At 55.3% G+C, this 21,921-nt stretch carries 23 protein-coding genes and 1 pseudogene; 9 read left to right on the forward strand and 15 right to left on the reverse strand.

Annotated elements, in window-relative coordinates; genetic code table 11:
* Positions 1 to 51: 51 nt before the first annotated feature.
* Positions 52 to 1,149 carry an alkene reductase gene (locus CSE01S_RS00265; protein ID WP_042282773.1) on the reverse strand — a complete coding sequence of 366 codons (1,098 nt, stop codon included), beginning with the start codon at positions 1,147 to 1,149 and terminating at the stop codon, positions 52 to 54.
* A gap of 58 nt (positions 1,150 to 1,207) precedes the next feature.
* Positions 1,208 to 1,807: a TetR/AcrR family transcriptional regulator gene (locus CSE01S_RS00270; RefSeq protein WP_042282775.1), complete on the reverse strand. Its 600-nt coding sequence runs from the start codon at positions 1,805 to 1,807 to the stop codon at positions 1,208 to 1,210.
* A gap of 102 nt (positions 1,808 to 1,909) precedes the next feature.
* On the opposite strand from CSE01S_RS00270, the gene CSE01S_RS00275 reads away from it, so the two are divergent.
* From CSE01S_RS00275 to sodC, 3 genes are all read left to right on the forward strand, one after another.
* The gene (locus tag CSE01S_RS00275; protein WP_042282778.1) at positions 1,910 to 2,149 is read left to right on the forward strand and encodes a DUF1289 domain-containing protein; all 240 of its coding nucleotides are present in this window, start codon (positions 1,910 to 1,912) and stop codon (positions 2,147 to 2,149) included.
* A 49-nt stretch (positions 2,150 to 2,198) separates the two neighbouring features.
* Entirely contained in the window at positions 2,199 to 3,095 is an 897-nt protein-coding gene (locus tag CSE01S_RS00280; protein WP_042282780.1) for an aldo/keto reductase, read from the forward strand.
* Positions 3,096 to 3,174: 79 nt separating this feature from the next.
* On the forward strand, positions 3,175 to 3,696 hold the full coding sequence (gene sodC, locus CSE01S_RS00285) for a superoxide dismutase [Cu-Zn] SodC (protein WP_042282781.1): 522 nt from the start codon (positions 3,175 to 3,177) through the stop codon (positions 3,694 to 3,696).
* Here the strand turns inward: sodC and CSE01S_RS00290 are convergent.
* The 3 genes and pseudogenes from CSE01S_RS00290 to CSE01S_RS00300 all read right to left on the reverse strand — a co-directional run bounded on the left by CSE01S_RS00290 (position 3,639) and on the right by CSE01S_RS00300 (position 6,809).
* Positions 3,639 to 5,712 (reverse strand): annotated as a pseudogene (locus CSE01S_RS00290) (FUSC family protein). The gene sodC and the pseudogene CSE01S_RS00290 overlap by 58 nt on opposite strands.
* Positions 5,713 to 6,570, reverse strand: coding sequence for an efflux RND transporter periplasmic adaptor subunit (locus tag CSE01S_RS00295; protein ID WP_042282784.1), 858 nt, complete (start codon positions 6,568 to 6,570; stop codon positions 5,713 to 5,715).
* Between the two features lie 2 nt (positions 6,571 to 6,572).
* A complete protein-coding gene (locus tag CSE01S_RS00300; RefSeq protein WP_120714876.1) occupies positions 6,573 to 6,809 on the reverse strand; it encodes a DUF1656 domain-containing protein in 237 nt (78 codons plus the stop codon).
* 194 nt (positions 6,810 to 7,003) lie between these two features.
* Here CSE01S_RS00300 and slyA point away from each other — a divergent pair, with 194 nt between their 5' ends.
* Complete coding sequence (gene slyA, locus CSE01S_RS00305) at positions 7,004 to 7,444, forward strand: transcriptional regulator SlyA (protein ID WP_082636795.1); 441 nt, start codon at positions 7,004 to 7,006, stop codon at positions 7,442 to 7,444.
* Positions 7,445 to 7,486: 42 nt separating this feature from the next.
* Here slyA and slyB read toward each other — a convergent pair whose 3' ends face one another.
* Positions 7,487 to 7,954, reverse strand: a complete 468-nt coding sequence (slyB, locus tag CSE01S_RS00310) for an outer membrane lipoprotein SlyB (protein ID WP_042282788.1) — start codon at positions 7,952 to 7,954, stop codon at positions 7,487 to 7,489.
* Positions 7,955 to 8,223: 269 nt separating this feature from the next.
* Between slyB and anmK the strand changes: the two genes are divergently transcribed.
* From anmK to pdxY, 5 genes are all read left to right on the forward strand, one after another.
* The gene (anmK, locus tag CSE01S_RS00315; protein ID WP_042282790.1) at positions 8,224 to 9,345 is read left to right on the forward strand and encodes an anhydro-N-acetylmuramic acid kinase; all 1,122 of its coding nucleotides are present in this window, start codon (positions 8,224 to 8,226) and stop codon (positions 9,343 to 9,345) included.
* A 93-nt stretch (positions 9,346 to 9,438) separates the two neighbouring features.
* The gene (gene mliC / locus CSE01S_RS00320; protein ID WP_042282791.1) at positions 9,439 to 9,762 is read left to right on the forward strand and encodes a C-type lysozyme inhibitor; all 324 of its coding nucleotides are present in this window, start codon (positions 9,439 to 9,441) and stop codon (positions 9,760 to 9,762) included.
* A gap of 58 nt (positions 9,763 to 9,820) precedes the next feature.
* On the forward strand, positions 9,821 to 10,477 hold the full coding sequence (gene pdxH, locus CSE01S_RS00325; RefSeq protein ID WP_042282794.1) for a pyridoxamine 5'-phosphate oxidase: 657 nt from the start codon (positions 9,821 to 9,823) through the stop codon (positions 10,475 to 10,477).
* Positions 10,478 to 10,602: 125 nt separating this feature from the next.
* A complete protein-coding gene (gene tyrS, locus CSE01S_RS00330) occupies positions 10,603 to 11,877 on the forward strand; it encodes a tyrosine--tRNA ligase (protein ID WP_042282796.1) in 1,275 nt (424 codons plus the stop codon).
* 66 nt (positions 11,878 to 11,943) lie between these two features.
* Positions 11,944 to 12,804, forward strand: a complete 861-nt coding sequence (gene pdxY / locus CSE01S_RS00335) for a pyridoxal kinase PdxY (protein WP_042282799.1) — start codon at positions 11,944 to 11,946, stop codon at positions 12,802 to 12,804.
* 61 nt (positions 12,805 to 12,865) lie between these two features.
* Here the strand turns inward: pdxY and gstA are convergent, their stop codons facing one another.
* The 9 genes from gstA to rsxA all read right to left on the reverse strand — a co-directional run bounded on the left by gstA (position 12,866) and on the right by rsxA (position 21,894).
* Positions 12,866 to 13,471: a glutathione transferase GstA gene (gene gstA / locus CSE01S_RS00340; protein ID WP_042282800.1), complete on the reverse strand. Its 606-nt coding sequence runs from the start codon at positions 13,469 to 13,471 to the stop codon at positions 12,866 to 12,868.
* A 105-nt stretch (positions 13,472 to 13,576) separates the two neighbouring features.
* On the reverse strand, positions 13,577 to 15,082 hold the full coding sequence (gene dtpA / locus CSE01S_RS00345) for a dipeptide/tripeptide permease DtpA (protein WP_042282802.1): 1,506 nt from the start codon (positions 15,080 to 15,082) through the stop codon (positions 13,577 to 13,579).
* A gap of 606 nt (positions 15,083 to 15,688) precedes the next feature.
* Positions 15,689 to 16,324, reverse strand: coding sequence for an endonuclease III (gene nth / locus CSE01S_RS00350; RefSeq protein WP_042282804.1), 636 nt, complete (start codon positions 16,322 to 16,324; stop codon positions 15,689 to 15,691).
* The gene (locus tag CSE01S_RS00355; protein WP_042282805.1) at positions 16,321 to 17,019 is read right to left on the reverse strand and encodes an electron transport complex subunit E; all 699 of its coding nucleotides are present in this window, start codon (positions 17,017 to 17,019) and stop codon (positions 16,321 to 16,323) included. Before CSE01S_RS00355 ends, nth begins: the two co-directional genes overlap by 4 nt.
* Before the next feature lie 3 nt (positions 17,020 to 17,022).
* Positions 17,023 to 17,643 (reverse strand): electron transport complex subunit RsxG, encoded by a 621-nt coding sequence (gene rsxG, locus CSE01S_RS00360; RefSeq protein WP_042282807.1) that lies wholly within the window; start codon positions 17,641 to 17,643, stop codon positions 17,023 to 17,025.
* Positions 17,644 to 17,646: 3 nt separating this feature from the next.
* Positions 17,647 to 18,705, reverse strand: coding sequence for an electron transport complex subunit RsxD (gene rsxD, locus CSE01S_RS00365; RefSeq protein ID WP_042282809.1), 1,059 nt, complete (start codon positions 18,703 to 18,705; stop codon positions 17,647 to 17,649).
* A complete protein-coding gene (rsxC, locus tag CSE01S_RS00370; protein ID WP_042282811.1) occupies positions 18,706 to 20,742 on the reverse strand; it encodes an electron transport complex subunit RsxC in 2,037 nt (678 codons plus the stop codon). It lies immediately after the preceding gene.
* A complete protein-coding gene (rsxB, locus tag CSE01S_RS00375; RefSeq protein WP_042282812.1) occupies positions 20,735 to 21,313 on the reverse strand; it encodes an electron transport complex subunit RsxB in 579 nt (192 codons plus the stop codon). Before rsxB ends, rsxC begins: the two co-directional genes overlap by 8 nt.
* Positions 21,313 to 21,894, reverse strand: a complete 582-nt coding sequence (gene rsxA, locus CSE01S_RS00380; protein ID WP_042282814.1) for an electron transport complex subunit RsxA — start codon at positions 21,892 to 21,894, stop codon at positions 21,313 to 21,315. The genes rsxB and rsxA overlap by 1 nt, the downstream gene beginning before the upstream one ends.
* Positions 21,895 to 21,921 lie beyond the last annotated feature (27 nt).

The raw sequence follows: 21,921 nt of genomic DNA on the forward strand, positions 1-21,921 counted from the left end.
GTATAGCGGCGTTTTCGCGCCGCTATCAATGGAGGAATGCCGCAGGCGGGATCACAGCGTCGGGTAATCGGTATAACCTTCCGCGCCGCCACCGTAGAAACTCTCGCTGCGCTGCGGGTTCAGCTCGGCTTTACGTTGCAGTCGGGTGACCAGATCCGGGTTGGCAATGTAATCGCGACCGAACGCAACCGCGTCGATCAGGCCTTTTTCAATGAGGGTTTCCGCTTTTTCACGGGTGTATGCGCCAGCGCCAACGATGGGACCCTGGAAACGCGCGCGTACTTTTTCGCGGAAGGCTTCAGTATAAGACGCGCCGCCTGCCCAGTCCGGCTCGGACATATGCAGATAAGCGATGCCACGTTTACCCAGTTCTTCGATCAGATACAGCGCATCTGCTTCTTCGTTGGGGCCATTGTCCACGTTCTGGAAAGTACCGATAGGGGAGATGCGAATACCAATACGGTCAGCGCCCCATTCCTGAATCCCCGCATCCACAACCTCAAGAACCAGACGCGCGCGATTTTCAACGCTGCCGCCGTACTGGTCGGTACGGTGGTTAGACGAAGGTGAAAGGAACTGATGCAGCAGATATCCGTGGGCGGAGTGCAACTCAACGAGATCGAAACCGGCTTCGCGGGCATTGGCGATGGCCTGGCGGAAATCATTCACAATACCCGGGATTTCATGGGTTTCCAGCGCGCGCGGCATGGAGGTGTCAACGCGGATCGCATTGCCGTTTTCGTCACGTAGAGAGGTGCGCGTCCCGGCGCTCAGCGCGGAAGCGGAAACCGGCGGCTGCCCTCCAGGTTGCAGGCTGGCATGAGAAATGCGCCCGGTGTGCCACAGCTGTACGGCAATATGCCCGTTTTCTGCATGAACGCCGGCAGTTATTTTTTTCCACGCGGCAATCTGCTCGTCGCTGTGCAGACCCGGCGCGCCCGCATAGCCTTTCGCCTGGGCGGAAATTTGCGTCGCTTCGCTGATGATGAGACCGGCGCTGGCGCGCTGACGGTAATATTCTGCCATTAACGGAGTCGGGATGTCGCCAGGCTCAATGCTGCGCAGACGCGTCAGCGGGGCCATGAATACACGGTTAGCTGCGGTGATCGCACCCACCTTCAGTGGGGTAAACAGTTTTTCAGAGGACATAATGGCTCCAGTGATGAATAGACCGGTCGTCTAGTGATTGAGTAAATAAAAACGCCTGTTAACCCTCAGGCGTTGTGATGATACGTCGCACATGCGCCAGCGCGTTTTCGAGCGGCATGGCGCTGCGCGAAATCTTGGCCTGTAAATTCGCGCCCAACCAGAGCGCGTAAAGGATTTGCGCCTGTTGTAACGGCTCGCCGGGAAATGTCAGACAATGGCTTTCGCGACCCTTTTCCAGCGCATGGGCAAGAATGGCGATAATATTACTCGCGCCTTTGTCCATCGCGGAACGCATGTCTTCAGACAGATCGCACACCTCAGCGGACAGTTTTACCGTCAGACAACCACTGATGGTCCCCTGCTGACGAAACTGGTTCAGCGTTTCCTGATAGTAAGCCAGAATGCGGTCACGGTAATTTCCGGCGCCCGTAGTAAAGTGCTCCGTCAATCGCTGATGATAAGCGGCAAAATGGCGCTCCAGCATCGCGACGCCAAAAGCTTCCTTGGAGCGAAAATAGTGGTAAAACGAGCCCTTTGGCACTTCGGCGGTCTTCAACAGTTCGCTAAGGCCCATCCCGGTAAATCCGCGCTGCATGCACAGATGCTCGCCGGTGGCCAGTAAGTGTTCGCGGGTATCGCATTCAGTATGCTTGTTCATAGGGCAAAGTGTAATAGACCAGTCGGTCTAATGCAAGCCGGGTTGCCAGATAGCAGGTTTCCGTCTTCAATAGTGTGTACAGGCGAAAGATGAGGAGGGGATGTGGCAGAGCAGTTAGAATTTTTTCCCGTCCAGAGTCCGTGTCGCGGCATCTGTCAGTCCGACGAGAGGGGATTTTGTCGCGGCTGTTTTCGCAGCCGTGACGAACGCTTCAACTGGCAGAAAATGAGTGACGCCCAGAAGCAGGACGTGCTGAGGCTGTGCCGCCAGCGCCTGCTGCGTAAATTGCGCGCAAACAAACCCGCAGAGCCTGAAGAACCGCAACAGCCTTCACTCTTTTAACCGACGAATTGTATATACTCGGAACACTTTATTTCACGAGGAAGCAGTTATGGTTCAGCGTACGACAATTGCGCCGCAAGGCCCGACCTTTTCCCGCTTTGTGATGGGCTACTGGCGACTGATGGACTGGAACATGTCCCCCCAGGAGCGAGTAAGCTTTATCGAGCAGCACCTGGAACTGGGTATCACCACCGTCGACCACGCGGATATTTATGGCGGCTACCAGTGCGAGGCGGCCTTTGGTGACGCGCTGAAGCTGGCGCCGCATCTGCGCGAGCAAATGGAGATTGTCACAAAATGCGGTATCGCCACCACCGCGCGAGCAGAAAACGCCCTCGGCCACTACATCACCGATCGTGACCATATCGTGAAGAGTGCCGAGCAGTCGCTGGTCAATCTGGCCACCGATCGTCTGGATCTGCTGCTGATTCATCGTCCCGATCCGCTGATGGACGCCGACGAGGTGGCAGAAGCCTTCCAGCATCTGCACCAGAGCGGAAAAGTACGTCACTTTGGCGTGTCAAACTTTACTCCCGCGCAGTTTACGCTGCTGCAGTCCCGTTTACCGTTCACGCTGGCAACGAATCAGGTGGAGATTTCTCCGGTGCATCAGCCGCTGCTGCTGGATGGCACGCTCGATCAACTTCAGCAACTGCGTATTCGTCCGATGGCATGGTCGTGCCTCGGCGGCGGTCGTTTATTTAACGACGATGCGTTTCAGCCGCTACATAATGAGCTGGCGGTAGTGGCGGAGGAGCTAAACGCAGAGACGATTGAGCAGGTCGTGTACGCCTGGGTGCTTCGTTTGCCATCGCAGCCGCTGCCAATTATCGGTTCCGGCAAAATTGAGCGCGTCAGGGCCGCCGTGGGATCGGCGTCGCTGAACATGAGCCGTCAGCAATGGTTCCGTATTCGTAAAGCCGCGCTCGGGTATGACGTGCCGTAATCGCTAAATATTGGATTTTCCGTCCAAAATTGCGTCTCTGGTTTACACTTAAGCCAAATGCACACAAAACGGAGGTCCTATGAAACGATTAAGTCTGGCCGTGTTAACCCTGTTAGCGTGTACCGGGGCGCAGGCCGCCAGTGAGAAAGTGGAAATGAATCTGGTCACCGCACAAGGCATTGGGCAATCCATCGGTGAGGTGACCATTAATGAAACCGATAAAGGGCTGGAGTTTACGCCGGATCTGAAAGCGTTGCCGCCGGGCGAGCATGGTTTTCACATTCACGCGAATGGCAGTTGCGAACCGGCGATGAAAGACGGTAAAGCATCTGCCGCAGAAGCCGCGGGCGGGCACTTCGACCCCCACCAAACCGGCAAGCACGCCGGGCCAGACGGTGAAGGGCATTTAGGCGACTTGCCCGTGCTGGTGGTCAACAACGAAGGGAAAGCCGTTATTCCTGTGACCGCATCACGCCTGAAATCCCTTGATGAAATCAAAGATAAGGCGCTGATGATCCACGTTGGCGGCGATAATATGTCCGATCAGCCAAAACCGTTGGGCGGCGGCGGGGCACGGTTTGCCTGTGGTGTCATCAAATAATCAGGTTGTCAGCGTTCCTTCTGGCGGCGCCTGCTCGAGTTGTGACAGCGAGCAGTGTAGCCGCCAGAGAAGAGCGGCCAGTTCCTGCGCGGCAGGCTGCGGGTGACGCGAAAGCGTTTCGCAGATGCGCAGCAGTTCCGCCAGGGACGCCGCCAGCGGCCGCTGTTGTACGCCGCGCTCGCTCATCACGTCACGCAACAAAGCGATACAGATATCTCTCACCCGCGACAGCGGATCGGAGCGCGATTCCCAGGCGCGCAGCTGCCAGACAACGTGTGAACAGTTCAGTAACACCACTCCCCATCGCAGAAGCCAGCGCCTCGCCAGCGCGTCCTGGCTGTTGCTTAACTGGCTGATGTGGTGATAAGTCAGCGACTCAAACTCATGTTCGCTGAGCGAGGGACGACGGCTTAACTGATCGACAAAATCGCGACGCAGCGCGCGGATATGCCGCCGGCTTTTACGCGCATCAGAACCGGGACGCAGAATGGCGAATGCCAGCCATGACAGGGCGACGCCAACAATTTTGGCCGTATTATCGTTAAGGAAATCGGCAAAGTCATAAACGGGCGGGTTCGTCACCGCGATAAATGAGCCCATAAATACAATCAATTGTCCCCACAGGCCCGCCAGCTTTGGCATTTGCAGTTTGAACAGTTGCATGGTGACGAGTAACGGAAACAGGAACAGCAAAAATTGCCAGAGATCGCTGATCTGAACCATCAAACCAAACTTCACCACAAAGCTGAACAACGACAGTAACACCAGCGTACGCATCAGTAGCGACAGCGATTTAAACGGTGTCGCCACTACCGAATAGAGCACACAACTGATGGCGGCCAGCGTGAGCGCCCCCGAGCCCGATTCCCACTGCGCGCCGATACTCCACGCGCCGATAGCCATTAGCGTAGCGAAGGTGCGCAGGCCGCTCCAGATAGCCTCCGCGCTGTCAGTATGGCGCGCAAGGGCTGGGACCCGCGGGATGCGGATGTGCGCCTGTAGCGTGTCTGTTTCCAGAAGCCGTAGCTGGCGGCTGCTTTGCAGATAAAGACGGCAAAAGTAGCGCAACCGCTGCCAGAAGGCGACGTGACGAAAATCTGATCTATCTGGCGGTGCAAGCGGGGCAAGGATCCTGGCGACGGTATAGCTGTCAGTTTGCGGTCGGGCCAGGGCGAGCAGTAGCGCCTCAATAATCTCCCGGCTATTGGCGGGCGGATTGGGCCAGTTCAGCAACATTCTTCGCAGGCTGGAGATGACGCTGGTGAGACGCAGTTGCTGGTGCAGCAGGGCATTAAGCAGCGCGTTCTGTCGACGAAAGCGGTAATGGCTCCAGAACGCCTGGATACGCAATAAGTTCATCGTCAGTATTTGCCCGATCACCCCTTCGTGAGCGGCGCGAATGGCATCGGTTGTGTCCGGTTGCCACAGCAAACTCGCATGTTCCAGCAGGCGCGCATGCATCTTCTTCAGCGCCGTCAACAGGGCGGTGCCGTCTGAGGTACTGGGCAGGATCATCATCATCATGCCGCCGCATAAAATCCCGACAATCACTTCGCAGACTCGCGCCTGGGCGATATCCCACAGTTGGGTTATTTCGACAATGTTTACCATTGGAAAGGCGATAATCGCCGCCGTGTAGCCCGCCAGTTGAAAGGCGTAAGCGACATTATTGCTGAAATACGCGCAGGCCCAGGTACAAAAGCCGATCCACGCCGCCATGCTAAGCAGAAAAAGCCATGGTTCATTAAGGGTGTGCCCGGCGAGAATCAGCGCAGCGGTAGCGCCAAGCAGGCTCCCCGCGATACGGCCCAGGCTTTTACTGATCACGCCGCCCACGGTCGGGAAGCTGACAACCGCAGCGGAGGTCATCGCCCAGTAGGGTTCATCGAGATTCAGGTAATAGGCAAAGGTCAGCGCCAGGCACATGGCAAGGGTGTTACGCAGCGCATAGCGCCATTGTCCGGCGGTGGCTTTCAGCCATGGCGTATTGCGCAGGGAGAGACGAGGGAGCGTCATTTACTGCCCAATCGCCACACTGCAGGTGGTGCCAGAGACAAGCGTCAGGTCTTTCGGCAATGCGTTAAATTCAATCCGCACTGGCACCCGCTGCGCCAGCCGAACCCAGGGCACATTGGGTTTAATGTCTGGCACCAGACCTGAATCACTTTCTACGCTCTGGTCGTAAATAGCACGACCGATACTGGAAACGTGACCCTGTAACTTTACGTTGCCGCTATAAAGCGTTATTTGCGCAGGCGCGCCAGGACGAATGTGACGTAATTTGGTCTCTTCAAAATACCCCATCACGTAAAAAGAGTGGCTGTCGACCAGCGCAAACAGCGGCTGTCCGGTGGCGGCGAAATCCCCCGTTCGGGTGGAAAGGTTGGTGATCCAGCCGGAAACCGGGGCGCGTACTTCCGTCTGACTGAGCTGCCACTGGGCCTGCTTCAGCGTTGCCTGGGCGACGCCAACGCTTGCTTGCATGGCTTTGACATTCAGGTTAGCCGTGTCAAGCTCCTCGGCGGAGATTACGTTACGGGTTAAATGGCGACGGCGGTTGGCTTCGTTATTGGCTTTAGCCAGATCGGACTGTGCTTTTGCCAGTTGAGCTTGCGCATTGAGCTCTGCGATATGAAAAGGTGTTTTGTCGATGCTGAACAGCAGGTCGCCGGCGTGAACAAACTGGTTATCTTTCACTTTCAGGTCGACGATCGCCCCGGATACCTGCGGGGTAACGCTGACCTGTTCGGCTCTGACTTTACCGTCACGCGTCCAGGGAGACTGCATGTAATAATTCCACATCCACCAACCGGCGAGCACCGCGGCAGTGGCGATGACGATCGTCGAAAAATATTTTAACGTTTTAAGTGACATAATCAGAACACCACCAACAATAACAGGCCAGCGCAAACGCACAGGGCAAAAAGAGAGAGATCCAGCAACAAAGGATGCCAGTATTCGCCGGAATAGAGGCGGTCGCGCAGAAGGCGATGAATGAACAGCCACAGGATAAAGCCCAGCGCAAAGGCTTTGAAAAGGGGAGGGAAATAAATGGATGCGCCAATCACCATGTCTTGTAAGGGCATTCCCGTTGCATTAAGTGCGATGGTCACAGCAAAAATCCTTTGCGTCAGGTCGCGTTACTACAGGTTTAGCAAAAAAAACCTCAGAACGCGCTTTTTTCGCGTAATGTCTGAAAAATATGTCAACACGTAAGCAAATGCAGCAATACATTTGTTTTAGGAATGCAAATGCTGCACACTATTCTAAAATCAGTATAATATCTTAGCAAGCTAATTATAAGGAGATGAAATTGGAATCGCCATTAGGTTCTGATCTGGCACGGTTGGTGCGCATTTGGCGTGCTTTGATAGACCACCGTCTTAAGCCTCTGGAATTGACGCAGACACACTGGGTAACGCTGCATAATATTCACCAATTGCCGCCCGATCAATCACAGATTCAATTGGCAAAAGCGATCGGCATTGAACAGCCATCACTGGTACGTACGCTGGATCAGCTCGAAGAAAAAGGCCTGATTTCACGACAGACGTGCGCCAGCGATCGTCGGGCAAAACGTATCAAGCTGACTGAAAAGGCTGAACCGCTGATTGCCGACATGGAAGCGGTCATCAACAAAACGCGTGGTGAAATTCTGGAAGGGATTTCAACGCAGGAAATTGATCTGCTGATTAAACTCATCGCCCGACTTGAGCGCAATATTATCGAGTTACAGTCGCGAGACTGAGGTGGGGAGACGTGTGGCCAGCCCTGACCACACGTAATTCGTTTAGCGCGGAGAGACGGTAACCTGACGACCGTTGCTTGCCAGCACCACGCGCTGACCCGCAGAGAAACGGGTGTTACCCTGTTTCTGTACGACCATGATGGTATTTCCATCATCCTTACGGATTTCCAGTTCCACGCCCTGGGTTTTATTCATCGCACCCTGAACGCTCTGGCCTGCGACGCCGCCGGCGACTGCGCCTGCTGCGGTAGCCAGAGAACGGCCCGTACCACCGCCAACGGTGTTACCCAGGAAACCACCGAGAACCGCACCCCCGATCGCACCGATCACGTTTTCATCGTTACCCGCCTGAATCTGAACCGGACGAACGTTTACGATGGTACCGTAAGTGACGTTCTGCACTTGTTTTGCTTCCGAAGCGGTATACACATCACCTGAAAGGCTATCGGTGTTAGCACAGCCCACTAAGGACAGGCCAGCCAGTGAAACGATCAGCACACGTTTAATCATTTAAAATCTCCTGTTCACCATGAAACGCCATCCAGGCATCTCCCATGGTTCAATTATATGGCATTTGTGCGTTTGAGGTCACATATTCTGTCCAGACTAAACAGAAATCATAATAACAGGCTCGTTAACCAACTTTAAACGAACTATTCAGTCAGTTTATTAAACAGGACGCTATACGGAATTTCGGAACAAAACGTTAATGAAGCGTAGCATTGCCCGCGGGTTTATGATGGAGTGTGACGCAAAGTCAGGCTTAATAAGGAACAGGTATGAAATCGGGCCGCTATATTGGCGTGATGTCAGGCACCAGCCTCGATGGTGTTGACGTGGTACTGGCGACGATAGATGACACAATGGTGGCGCAACAGGCGAGCGTGAGCTGGCCGATGCCCGTCGCGCTTAAACATGCGATTCTCGACATTTGCCAGGGACAGCCCCTGACCCTTTCCCGGTTAGGCCAGCTTGATGTGCAACTTGGCCAACTCTTCGCTGACGCGGTTAACGGACTGCTTGCTCAGGAAAAGCTTCGCCCTCAGGACATTGTGGCGATTGGCTGTCACGGGCAAACGGTATGGCATGAGCCGACGGGCGCATTCCCGCATACGATGCAGATAGGCGATAACAACCAGATTGTGGCGCGCACCGGTATCACGGTGGTGGGCGATTTTCGCCGTCGGGATATCGCGCTGGGCGGACAGGGCGCGCCGCTGGTCCCTGCTTTTCATCAGGCGCTGCTGGCGCATCCGACGGAGCGGCGAATGGTGCTCAATATCGGCGGAATCGCCAATCTTTCGCTGTTGATACCGGATCAGCCGGTGCGCGGGCATGACACCGGGCCCGGCAATATGCTGATGGATGCCTGGATCTGGCGGCAGTGTGCGAAGCCATATGATAAAGATGCTGAATGGGCGCGCGGCGGAACGGTAATCATTCCTCTGCTGCAGGCGATGCTCAGCGATCCGTGGTTCGCGCTGCCTGCGCCGAAAAGTACCGGGCGGGAGTATTTCAACTATGGCTGGATAGAACGTCAACTGGCGGCCTTTCCCGGCGTGAAAGCGCAGGACGTACAGGCGACGCTTACCGAGCTGACCGCGGTGACAATTTCTGAACAAGTGTTGCTGAACGGGGGTTGCGACCGTCTGATGGTGTGTGGCGGAGGAAGCCGCAACCCGCTGTTGATGGCGAGGTTGGCTGCGTTACTGCCGGGAACGGAAGTGACCACCACCGATACCGCGGGCGTCAGCGGTGATGATATGGAAGCGTTGGCTTTCGCCTGGCTGGCGTGGCGAACGGTAGCCGGACTGCCGGGTAATTTACCGTCGGTGACCGGCGCGCGTGAAGCGAGTGTGCTGGGCGGGATTTTTCCGGCTAACCCGCGAACTCAGAGTTAACTGAATTTTTCTGGCGGCGTCTGACGTTACAATCGGAACATTAGGGAGGGTATTTTCACCCTCCATGACCAGGAAAGTCTTCAGGATACGGCTATGAAAAAACTCTTACTCCTCTGCCTTCCGCTTATGCTGTCAGGCTGCAGCGTCTATAACCAGTTTGTCGAGCGGATGCAAACGGACACGCTGGAATACCAGTGCGACGAAAAACCGCTAACCGTTAAATCGAATAACACCCGCCAGGACGTTAGCTTTATTTATGATAATAAGCTGCTGACTCTCAAGCAGGGCGTATCAGCCTCCGGCGCGCGGTACACCGACGGCATTTATGTTTTCTGGTCGAAGGGCGACAGCGCCACCGTTTATAAGCGCGACCGCATCGTGTTGAATAACTGTCAGTTACAAAACCCGAAGCGTTGAGATTTTCAACAGGGCGGCGCACAATAGCGCCACCCACTGACAATCCGTAGCGAACACCATGTCTGATAACGACGAATTGCAGCAAATCGCGCACCTGCGCCGTGAATACACAAAAGGTGGCCTGCGTCGCCACGATCTCCCCGCTGAACCATTAACCCTTTTCGAACGCTGGCTGGCTCAGGCATGTGAAGCCAGACTGGCCGATCCCACTGCGATGGTCGTCGCTACGGTCGATGAAAATGGCCAACCGTACCAGCGTATCGTCCTCCTCAAGCACTATGATGAAAAAGGGCTGGTCTTCTACACCAACCTCGGAAGCCGCAAAGCGCATCAAATTGAAAATAATCCGCGCGTCAGCCTGCTGTTCCCGTGGCATATGCTGGAACGTCAGGTGATGGTTATCGGTCAGGCAGAACGGTTGTCGACGCTCGAAGTGATCAAGTATTTCCACAGCCGTCCGCGAGACAGCCAGATAGGCGCCTGGGTCTCTAAGCAGTCCAGCCGAATTTCCGCACGCGGGATCCTCGAAAGCAAATTCCTTGAGCTGAAACAGAAGTTCCAACAGGGCGACGTACCGCTGCCCAGCTTTTGGGGCGGATTCCGCATCAGCATCGAGCAAATGGAGTTTTGGCAGGGTGGTGAGCACCGTCTGCATGATCGCTTTCTCTATCAGCGTGAAAATAACGCGTGGAAAATTGATCGGCTCGCCCCGTAAACCCCGAAAATGTTGTTTTAAGCGCTAGCGCTGCGTGCCCCGGCGCTTTATTCTATAGAGCTTTCGCGTCTGGCGAAAAGTCGTGTACCGGCAAAGGTGCAGTCGTTTTATACATGGAGATTTTGATGGCAAGCAGTAACTTGATTAAACAATTGCAAGAGCGGGGGCTGGTAGCCCAGGTGACGGACGAGGAAGCGTTAGCAGAGCGACTGGCGCAAGGCCCGATCGCGCTCTATTGCGGCTTCGATCCTACCGCTGACAGCTTGCATTTGGGGCATCTGGTTCCCTTGTTATGCCTGAAACGCTTCCAGCAGGCTGGTCATAAGCCCGTCGCGCTGGTTGGCGGCGCAACGGGTCTGATTGGCGATCCGAGCTTCAAAGCCGCCGAGCGTAAACTGAACACGGAAGACACCGTTCAGGAGTGGGTAGACAAAATCCGTAAACAGGTTGCGCCGTTCCTCGATTTCGACTGCGGCGACAATTCCGCCATCGCAGCGAACAACTATGACTGGTTCGGCAACATGAACGTGCTGACCTTCCTGCGCGATATCGGTAAACATTTCTCCGTTAACCAGATGATCAATAAAGAAGCGGTGAAGCAGCGCCTGAATCGTGACGATCAGGGTATCTCGTTTACCGAGTTCTCCTACAATCTTCTGCAAGGTTACGATTTTGCCTGCCTGAATAAACTTCACGGCGTGACGCTGCAAATTGGCGGTTCGGACCAGTGGGGCAACATTACTTCCGGTATCGACCTGACCCGTCGTCTGCATCAGAACCAGGTGTTCGGGCTGACCGTTCCGCTGATCACCAAAGCCGACGGCACCAAGTTTGGTAAAACCGAAGGCGGCGCAGTGTGGCTGGATCCGAAGAAAACCAGTCCTTACAAATTCTACCAGTTCTGGATCAACACCGCCGATGCCGATGTGTATCGCTTCCTGAAATTCTTCACCTTTATGGATATTGAAGAGATCAACGCGCTGGAAGAAGAAGACAAAAACAGCGGCAAAGCGCCTCGCGCCCAGTACGTGCTGGCTGAGCAGGTGACGCGTCTGGTCCACGGCGAAGAAGGTCTGGTGGCGGCGAAACGCATCACCGAGAGCCTGTTCAACGGGACGCTGAGCGATCTGAGCGAAGCGGACTTCGAACAGCTTGCGCAGGACGGCGTTCCGATGGTTGAGATGGAAAAGGGCGCGGATCTGATGCAGGCGCTGGTGGATGCCGAGCTGCAGCCTTCTCGCGGTCAGGCGCGTAAAACTATCGCCTCGAACGCGATCACCATTAACGGCGCAAAGCAGTCCGATCCGGAGTATGTCTTCGCGGAAAGCGATCGTCTGTATGGCCGCTACACGCTGCTGCGTCGCGGCAAGAAGAATTACTGTCTGGTGTGCTGGAAGTAACAATAAGTCAGCAGGGGCGTGGGAAACTACGCCCCTTTCTTTTTTCAGGGTTGTGGTAAGCAAAAAATGAAGAATATCCTCGCCATCCAGTCCCATGTGGTTTTTGGACATGCTGGCAACAGCGCTGCGGAATTCCCAATGCGCCGCCTCGGCGCCAACGTCTGGCCCCTCAATACGGTACAATTCTCTAATCACACGCAGTACGGCAAATGGACGGGGTGTGTTATGCCACCGTCGCATCTGAGCGAAATTGTGCAGGGTATCGCCGATATCGATCAGCTCAAACGCTGTGATGCAGTGCTGAGCGGTTATCTGGGATCTGCGGAGCAAGGTGAGCATATTCTGGGGATCGTCCGCCAGGTGAAAGCGGCGAATCCGGCGGCAAAATATTTTTGCGACCCGGTCATGGGACACCCGGAAAAGGGCTGCATCGTGGCGCCAGGCGTCGCTGAGTTTCACGTTCGTCATGCGCTCCCCGCCAGCGACATCATTGCGCCTAACCTGATTGAGCTGGAAATCCTGTGCGAACATGCGGTGAACAGCGTAGAAGACGCTGTCGCGGCAGCCCGTGAGTTAATCGCGCAGGGTCCACAGATTGTCCTGGTGAAACATCTGGCGCGCGCAGGCTTCAGCATGGAACGTTTTGAAATGCTGCTGGTAACGGCAGAAGAAGCCTGGCACATCAGCCGTCCGTTGGTCGATTTCGGCACGCGCCAGCCGGTGGGGGTTGGCGACGTCACCAGCGGTTTGCTGTTGGTAAAACTGTTGCAGGGAGCAACCCTTCAGCAGGCGCTGGAACATGTCACCGCGGCGGTGTATGAGATTATGATCGCGACCCGGGAAATGCAGGAATATGAACTGCAGGTGGTGGCGGCGCAGGATCGTATCGCCAGACCAGAGCACTATTTCAGCGCGACCCGCTTATAAGCGGTTGTCGTAACGTAGGCCGGGTAAGCGTTAGCGATACCCGGCTACACAGCCAGTCCGGCTATTTCAACCCTTCCGCCTTAAGCGCCGCGGCAATGGCCGGACGTTCTGCCGCTCGCTGCATATACCCTGCAATATGGTTTAAGCTCGCCATATTCAGCTTCACCGCACTTGCCCAGCGCAGTACGGTAAAAAGATAGGCGTCGGCAATGGTAAATCGCTGACCGCAAATCCACTGACCCTCTTTGAGTGATTCATCGACGTATTGCAGTTTTTTCTCCAGCAAAGCGCGGACGGCGGGTTTGTACTCTTCTGGCGTATCCGGGCGAAACAGCGGCGTGAAGCCTTTGTGCAGCTCAGTAGCGATATAGTTAAGCCATTCCAGCGTCTTATAACGTGAAATACTGCCCACCGGCGCCAGCAGTTGGCGATCCGGCACGCTGTCTGCGAGATACTGCATGATCGCCACGCCTTCCGTCAGCAAAGTGCCATCGTCAAGCAATAGCGCCGGAACTTGCCCTTTTGGGTTAACCGCGAAAAAGTCATCGCCGTTTTCCAGCCGCTTTTTCATCAAGTCCACCCCTTCAAGGGTGAAATCTTTGCCGCTCTCGCGAAGGGTAATATGGGAAGCAAGAGAACAGGCGCCTGGCTTATAGAACAGTTTCATCGGTTACTCCTTTCAACTGAGGTTTACCGTATCCTAGTGCGAGAGCGAACAAAAAAAAAGCCGCTAACGCAAAGTTAGCGGCTCTCGTTTGTGTTTCCCAACGTCTTACGCGGTAGCGGTTTTAGACGCTTTCTGGTCGTTGTTGTCGTCCAGGGTCATGCGGTTCAGCTTCGGCGCAGTAAGCAGCATCAGCGCTGCAATAACGGCGGTAGCCACACCAATCTGCAGGAAGACGCGACCGTATACTTCGAGAGACATCAGCGGGTCGGTAACGTTTTCTGGTACAGCCATCATGTTCGCGACGTAACCGCCGATGATATTCGCGCCAGCGGTCGTCAGGAACCAGCTCCCCATGATGAAGCCCATCAGACGCTGCGGAACCAGTTGCGCCACCATCGCCAGACCCAGACCGGAGATCATCAGTTCACCGATACTTTGCAGGCCGTAGCAAATAATCAACCAGTTAACGGAGACGATGCCTGCGTCGGTGGCGAATTTCGCACCCAGCGGCAGCACGAGGAACGCACCGGAGCAGAGCACCATACCCAGCGCGAATTTCATCGGCATCGGCAGGGTGTCGCCCATTTTGTTATAGATAGCGGCGAGGATCGGGCTACCGATGATGATCCAGAACGGGTTCAGCGCCTGATACTGTTCCGGCTCGAACGCGATACCCAGAATGGAGTGCTCAACGTTACGGATCGCGAAGAAGTTCAGCGAGGTTGGCATCTGGCTGTACAGAACGAAGAAGATGATCGCTTCCAGCATCAGAATGAAGGCGACAATCATTTTGCGGCGTGCCGCGCCCTGCATGGAAAAGGCTTCTTTCGCAAAAATAATCACGATACCGAGGGCGATCACGCCCAGCGCCATGCGCGCGATTTCCTGGTTGTGAAGCAGCCAGGTCGCAACGGCGATCAGCGCGACAACGCCAACAATGGTCAGCAGCAGGTTGCGATAGTTGACAGGCTCGAAGTCAGGTTTCGAACCGTAGTTTTTCACCCAGCGCTGGCAGAAGGCGAAGTTAACAACGGTGATCAGCATACCGACAACGCTCAGTGCAAACGCGGTGCTCCAGCCGTAACGCGCAGCCAGCCATGGGGTCGCCAGCATGGAGAAGAATGAACCGATGTTGACGGACATGTAGTACATGGTAAATGCGCCATCAAGACGCGGGTCATCTTTGGCATAGCAGGTAGACAGCAGGGAAGACGGGTTGGCTTTAAACAAGCCGTTACCCACTGCAATGGCTGCCATCCCCATATAAACGATCCCGGCATCGTGACCGGACCAGGCGACCAGCGCATAACCAATAGCCAACACGATCGCACCAAGCATAATCACGCGCTTGGTGCCCAGTACTTTATCCCCTAACCAACCACCAATGGCAACCAGACCGTAAACCAGGGCGCTAAAGGAGGAGAACAGGGTGATAGAATCCGCTTCAGACATACCCAGTTGTTTAACCAGGTAAACGGCCATGATCCCTTGCAGGCCGTAATAACCAAAACGCTCCCAGAGCTCAATCGAGAAGATGAGATAGAACGCTTTCGGTTGTTTGAAAGCGTTCAGACTGACGCTTTCCGTTGGTTTATTGTTTGCAGTAGACACTTATACCTCTTTTTTTACATCCCATATTAACGGGGGTGTTCTGTCACGTGATGCGTCTTACGCAGCCGTGAAATTGTTATAGTGGGAGGGGAAACGGCAAGTAATGTTCACTATCTTGCACTTCCAGACAAGTCCTTTGTAATAATCTGTTACATATATCTGAAGTGGTGAATTCATCGGGCATGAGAAATGTTATCCAGCGTTAAATTTCTTTAATCGTAAAAAGGCAGATTTTTACGCTAATGAGGAGGGCGTGAAAGGGACCTGTGGCAATATGTTCTGCTATTTGACGATTAAGGCAGTGATATAGGCCAATATCTGAAAAATAGCCAGTGTATTGTATTGTCAATAAAAGTTTTGATCGGAGCATTTGCAGCTGAATTTAACCAGATTGAATAAAATAATTTACATAGGGTTATCAGTTTGATCGCGATCACAATTGGATAGAAATTTTTGCTATCAAAAAAATGATTAACCTGGATAAGTGTTTAAACACCCGGATATTCCATTAGGGTCTGGATGTCAGGCGATAGGATTGTCGGCAACGAACCGGACATGGAGAGGATAACAGAGGGTTATGACGGGGCGGGCTGACGCCCCGGTCGGTCAAAAGTCGACTTTGTCTTTGTATTCGCAAAGATCTTCAATAATGCAGGAGCCGCAGCGCGGTTTACGCGCAATGCAGGTGTAGCGGCCATGCAGAATCAGCCAGTGATGGCAGTCAACTTTAAACTCTGCGGGAACCACTTTCAGCAGCTTTTCTTCTACCTGCTCAACGTTTTTACCTGGCGCGAACTGGGTTCGGTTACAGACGCGGAAAATATGCGTATCTACGGCGATGGTGGGCCAGCCAAATGCGGTGTTAAGCACGACGTTAGCGGTCTTGCGACCAACGCCCGGCAGAGCTTCCAGCGCAGCGCGATCTTCGGGAACTTCACCCTGATGTCTTTCCAGCAAGATACGGCAGGTTTTGATGACGTTTTCGGCCTTGCTGTTAAACAAGCCGATTGTCTTGATGTATGACTTAACGCCCTCCACGCCAAGCGCGAGCATGGCGGCAGGGGTATTGGCGACCGGGTAAAGCTTCGCGGTGGCTTTATTAACGCTCACGTCGGTGGCCTGGGCCGACAGCAGGACCGCGATCAACAGTTCAAAAGGCGAATTGAAGTTCAGTTCCGTTGTCGGGTGCGGATTGTTGTCACGCAAGCGGGTTAAAATTTCCAGCCGTTTCGTTTTGTTCATGAGGCATTCCCTGTTTCGCCAGAGGGCAGTTCCGTTGCGACCGCCACGCTGGCGCGGCGTTTTTTCATTTTCTCGTCAATAAGGTATTTCACTGCCAGCATCAGGCCAAGCCCAATGAAGGCGCCCGGCGGCAACATCGCCAGCAGGAAAGGGGAATCGGTGTGGAAAATTTCAATCCGCAGCACTTTCGCCCAGCTTCCCAGCAGGCTGTCCGCGCCGTCAAACAGGGTGCCGTTACCGAGGATCTCACGCAGCGACCCCAACACGAACATCGCGCCAGTGGCGCCCATGCCGATAGCGAAACCGTCAAGCGCCGAAAGCGCCGGTCCTTTCTTCGCCGCAAAAGCTTCCGCACGGCCCACCACGATGCAGTTGGTCACGATAAGCGGAATAAAGATGCCTAACGACTGGTAAAGGCCATAGGCATAGGCGTTGATCAGCATCTGCACGGCGCTCACTACCGACGCGATGATCATGACATAAATCGGGATACGAATTTCCGCTGGCGTCCAGCGGCGCAACGCTGAAACGGTCAGGTTGGTGAGCGTCAGCACCAGCGTAGTGGCAAGTCCCAGGCCCAACGCATTGGTTGCCGTTGAGGTCACCGCCAGCAGAGGGCATAAGCCCAACAGCTGAACCAGCGCGGAGTTGTTTTTCCATAACCCCTGGACAATAACGTCTTTGATTTCGCTCATGGTCTATTCTCCACAGGCGGGAAGGTGTGAAAGTTGCGCGGGCAACGTTTGTGCATAAAGTCCAGCGCGCTTCACGGCGTTAACCACTGCGCGAGGCGTAATGGTCGCGCCAGTAAACTGGTCAAAGTCGCCGCCATCTTTTTTTACTGCCCAGCGACTGTCGTTTGCGCCCTGGATCGATTTACCGCTGAAATGCGTGATCCAGTCTGACAAGCGTCGTTCGATTTTATCGCCCAGCCCTGGCGTTTCGTGATGTTCGGTAACCCGCGTGCCTAAAACCGTGCCGTTGAAGTCTGCGCCAACCAGCAGTTGAATCGCGCCGGAGTAACCATCAGGCGCCGTCGCTTCCATTACCGCCGCGACGGGAGTGCCGTTTTTCTCGGCGATATAAACGCGGTGCTCGCCTTTCCCCAGCGCCGGGGCGCTAACGATGAAACAACGGTTCTGTAGCTGATTGTTATAGCGATCGGCGGGCAGCACCTGATCAAAAAGCGCTTTTTGCTGGAGAGCGGCCTGCTCGTCGATGGTCGTTTTGGTCATCATATTGATGGCGGCGGTCAGTCCGGTTGAGCCTGCTGCAAACAGCGCCAGCGTGATGCCATGTTTACGAATCGTTTTCAGCATGGATTATCCTTTGCGATGGCCATACACCCGCGGACGGGTGTAATAATCGATCAGCGGAACCGTAATATTCGCCAGCAGCACGGCGAAGGCTACGCCATCCGGATAACCGCCAAAGCTGCGGATGAGCCAAACCAGCAGCCCCGCAAGCGCGCCGAACACCAGACGACCCCGATTCGTGGTCGAGGCCGTTACCGGATCGGTCAAAATAAAGAACGCGCCGAGCATGGTCGCACCGGAAAGCAGGTGGATTGACGGTGAGGCCAGGGCGTCGGGGGCGAAAAACCAGCCCAGCGTTGCGCAGACACTTAACGAGAGCAGAAAGCTGACCGGAATATGCCAGCGAATCGCTTTTTTCCACAGCAACCAGACACCGCCAGCCAGCCATGCCAGATTGACCCACTGCCAGCCCACACCCGCAAACGCGCCGCGGTAAATAGGGTATTGCTGGATCTGGTCAACAGAGCGCCCCGCATGCAGCGCAGTTTTAAAGGTATCCAGCGGCGTGGCCTGACTGATCCCGTCAATGCCCATCCGCAAGCTATTCATATCGTTACCGCTGGCGGTATGACCGGTCAGGATCACCTGAAGCGCATCCAGCAGGCCTGGCGATAGCGCGGCAATCTCATGTGGCGGTAGCCAGCTTGTCATCTGAACGGGGAAGGAGATGAGCAGGACAACGTAGCCAATCATTGCCGGGTTAAACGGATTCTGACCCAGGCCGCCATACAGCTGTTTGGCGATAATCACGGCGAAAACGGTACCGAGCACCCCCATCCACCAGGGGGCCAGCGGCGGAATACTGACGGCCAACAGCAATCCGGTCAACACAGCGGAATTGTCTTTTAAAACGGACAGAACCGGCTGTTTACGCAGTCTGAGCACCGCGGCTTCTGCGAGAACGGCGCTGATGCCTGCAAGCACAATCTGAAAAAGCGTGCCCCAGCCAAAAAACCATAGCTGTGCGGCAATACCCGGTACGGCGGCGAGTAAAACCAGCAGCATAATGCGTGATGTCTGACGCTGGTTATGCGTGTAGGGAGAACTTGCGATTCTGAATACCATTTATTCCTCGTTGACAACCTGCTGCTGAGCGGCTTTTTTGGCTTTCGCGCGGGCAATGGCGGCTTCAACCGCCGCTTTACGCGGATCGACCGGTTCGGCGGGCGAGGCCTGTTGGTCCGTTGCCTGCTGCGCCAGCTTACGCGCTTTCGCGCGGGCAATGGCGGCTTCAACCGCCGCTTTACGCGGATCGACCGGTTCGGCGGGCGCGGCCTGTTCGTCCGTTGCCTGCTGTGTCAGCTTACGCGCTTTCGCGCGGGCAATGGCGGCTTCAACGGCCGCTTTACGCGGGTCCACCGGTTCGGCGGGCGCGGCCTGTTGGTCCGTTGCCTGCTGTGTCAGCTTACGCGCTTTCGCGCGGGCAATAGCGGCTTCGACCGCCGCTTTACGCGGGTCGGTATCCGTGGTGACACTATTTTCCGCCTGTTTTGCGCGCGCCTGAGCCTTACGCGCTTCCCGGGCGGCAATGACCGCGCTGTTATCCGGTTTTTCCCCGGCCTGGATGATAACCGGCTGAGTTGCCTGAGCTTGTTTTTGTTTCACTCGCGCAAGGGCTGCAGCGATGGCGTCCTGGTCTTTCGCCGCTGGCTGGACCGCCGCTTTTTTATGGCGCTCAAGGCGTGCCGCTTTTTCGCGTTCCAGACGCGCCTGACGTGCTTCAAATCGCGCTTTGGCTTCCGCCGCCCGTTTTTCTTCCTGGCTTATGGCGTTCAGTTCGGCTTTTTCCTGACGGAAATATTGCACCAGAGGAATATTGCTCGGGCATACCCATGCGCAGGCGCCGCATTCAATGCAGTCAGCAATGTTGTGCGCGGTGGCTTTATCATGCTGCTGCCCTTTACTGAACCAGTAAAGCTGTTGCGGCAGTAGATCGGCCGGGCAGGCGTCCGCACAGGCGCTGCAGCGAATACAGCCTTTTTCTTCCTGGGGTTCGCCCATTTCGGTTGCGGAAGGCGCCAGCAGACAGTTAGTGATTTTGACCACCGGCACATCGAGCCAGGGCAGAGTGAAGCCCATTAGCGGGCCGCCCATGATCACCATTTGATCGGCTGAAGGGCAGAATCCCGCGTCGTTCAGAAGATGACGCACCGGCGTACCCAGTCGCGCCCAGACGTTGCCGGGGCGACTGACGGCTTCGCCTGTCAGCGTCACCACGCGTTCGGTAATGGGTTCACCATCAATTACCGCACGTTTAACGGCATAGGCGGTACCAACGTTTTGCATCAGCACGCCGATATCGGAAGAACGACCGCCGTGGGGCACCTGTTTGCCGGTCAGGATCTGGGTAAGTTGTTTCGCGCCGCCTGAGGGATATTTAGTGGGGATCACGCGCAGGGAGATGTCATGAGCGTCGGCCAACACGGCGCGCAACATCGAAATGGCCTGCGGTTTGTTATCTTCAATACCAATCAGAACCTCGCGTGGCTGGAGGATATGCGCAAGGATGCGGATCCCCTCGACGACCTGCGCGGCACAGTCCTGTATCAGGCGATCGTCAGCGGTAATGTAAGGTTCACATTCCGCCGCGTTGACGATCAGCGTTTCGATTTTATCGCCGCCGCCCTGCAGTTTTACGCCGGTTGGGAAGCCCGCGCCGCCAAGACCCGCAACGCCATACTGGTGGATGCGGGTGATTAATTCTTCGCGACTATGCGAGGTGTAATCCGACCAACCATCACGCTCAATCCAGCGGTCTTCGCCGTCGGCATCGATGATCACGCTCAGTTCAGCGAGGGCGGAGGGATGGGCGGTGGAGTGCGGGGCAATTGCCGCTATCGTACCGGAGGTGGGCGCATGTACCGGCAGCATTTTTCCGCGCCCACGGGTTAACGGCTGTCCCCGCAATACGTGCTCACCGACAGCAACGCACAGTTCGCCCTCGGCGCCAATGTGCTGTTTTAGGGGAATAACGAAGCGCTGCGCCAGGGGGACCTGACGCAGCGGCGTTCCGTTGGACTGCGATTTCATTTCTGGCGGATGAATACCGCCATCGAAATCCCAGATCTTATTTTTTCTGAAAGCAGAGAATAACTTAAGCATGTTGTTCCACGGGGATAATGCGCACGGGGATCGTGTTTAAATCCCACTTCCAACTGTCAGGCGTCTCGGCGACCGGGCGCAGTTCGATACACTGTGTCGGGCAAGGATCGACGCAGAGATTGCAGCCGGTACAGAGATCGCTCATCACCGTGTGCATGGCGCGCGTCGCACCGACAATCGCGTCAACAGGGCAGGCCTGAATGCACTTCGTGCAGCCGATACAGTTGGCTTCATCAATTACGGCCAGCATACGCACAGGCGCAATGGCCTGTTCATCGCCGTCTATCGGCTGCGGATCGACATTCAACAATTCAGCGATTTTAAGCATCACCGCTTCGCCGCCGGGCGCACAGCGGTTGATTTTCTCACCTTGGCTACCAATAGCTTCCGCGTAGGGACGACAGCCGGGGTAACCGCACTGCCCACACTGGCTTTGCGGTAAAATTTCATCAATTTTTTCGACGACCGGATCATCTTCCACCGCATAGCGGCGGGAGGCATAGCCCAGAATGGCGCCGAACACCAGGCCCAGCAGGCTCAAGGCGGCAACGGCAATCCAGAAAGCATTCATTACAACTTCACCAAACCACTAAAGCCCATAAAGGCCAGAGACATTAACCCTGCCGTGATCAGCGCAATCGCGTTACCGCGAAAGGGGGCAGGGACATCCGCCACGGCGAGGCGCTCGCGAATGGCGGCAAACAGCACCATGACCAACGAAAAACCGACGGCGGCGGAAAATCCGTACAGCGCCGACTGCAAAAAAGTGTGACCAAGGTTGATATTCAGCAGCGCGACGCCCAGTACGGCACAGTTGGTGGTGATCAACGGTAAGAAAATCCCCAACAGGCGATAAAGCGCCGGGCTGGTCTTACGCACCACCATTTCGGTGAACTGGACAACAACCGCGATAACCAGAATAAAGGCCAGCGTGCGCAGATAAATCAGATTGAGCGGAATCAGGATCCAGGTATCAATCAGCCATGCGCAGATCGAGGCCAGGGTCATCACGAATGTCGTTGCGAGGCCCATCCCCATGGCGGTTTCCAGTTTTTTGGACACCCCCATAAACGGACAAAGCCCCAGAAACTTCACCAGTACAAAGTTATTGACCAGCACAGTTCCGATAAACAGCAGCAGGTAATCAGTCATATTTCGGCCTGAAATAAAAAAGCCGCC

The sequence above is a fragment of the Citrobacter sedlakii NBRC 105722 genome (genome assembly GCF_000759835.1).
GTDB classification, from domain to species: domain Bacteria; phylum Pseudomonadota; class Gammaproteobacteria; order Enterobacterales; family Enterobacteriaceae; genus Citrobacter_A; species Citrobacter_A sedlakii.